This is a genomic window from Enterococcus raffinosus, from assembly GCF_001886185.1.
GTDB lineage: Bacteria > Bacillota > Bacilli > Lactobacillales > Enterococcaceae > Enterococcus_A > Enterococcus_A raffinosus.
Genome location: NZ_JXLA01000113.1, coordinates 1 through 720, shown reverse-complemented (window position 1 = coordinate 720; position 720 = coordinate 1). Strand labels below are relative to the sequence as shown.

Below are 720 nucleotides of genomic sequence, written 5' to 3'. Positions count from 1 at the left end.
TGTAGGAAAGAATGGAAATTAGCAGATATTGATCCAAAAGTATTTGATACCAAAGATTAACTCTTGCGACAAAAGTAAATAAATGTCGCAGAAAAAGCCGCAAGATATGCTTTTTTTGAAGGGGTATTATTTTACTAGATGGTTTGAATGGAGGAGGGCAGATGAATGAGATCAATATTCAAGGCTGGAATAAGATTTATCGTGAGCTTGAAAAAGTTATTGGATTAGATGCAACACTAAGCCTGTTTAAGGAATATCGTGGAATGCAGTTGAATCTACCAATCCGGTTGATCTCACGATCCTATATGTTGGAAGTGCTTCGGAATGAGTACACTGGATACAACAAGCAAGAGCTAGCAAGACGTTACGGGTATAGCCAACGCTCTGTAGAAAGAATGCTGAGAGAAATCAAGAATGAAAAAGTAGACGAGGTTAACGAGACGGAATATCCTCCGTACATAACCGATATAAAGCAACAAAGAAATGATGAAGGAAATGGGGTATGAAAATGTACGAAGAAACTAATACTGGAAGTGGACTCGGTAACTTGTTATTGCTTTTGGTTATAGTGGGTGGTCTGGGCTATTTATTTGTGAAAAAGATGTTGCCATGGATCAATCAAAAGTTAGACACAGATTTTAAATGGTACCATATACCATTGGTGATTGGGGCGGCTCTACTAGCAATTGTTGGCCTATATTGGTCAAGTGAAAGTAACAA

Annotated in this window: 2 protein-coding genes; both read left to right on the top strand. The window is 37.9% G+C overall.

Annotated features, from left to right (window positions below; all coding sequences use genetic code 11):
• The first annotated feature begins 161 nt into the window (after nt 1–161).
• Entirely contained in the window at nt 162–506 is a 345-nt protein-coding gene (locus RV13_RS20465; RefSeq protein ID WP_010746972.1) for a Mor transcription activator family protein, read from the top strand.
• Between the two features lie 2 nt (nt 507–508).
• The coding region (locus tag RV13_RS21205; protein WP_211276180.1) for a hypothetical protein at nt 509–720 on the top strand (212 nt) is incomplete at its 3' end.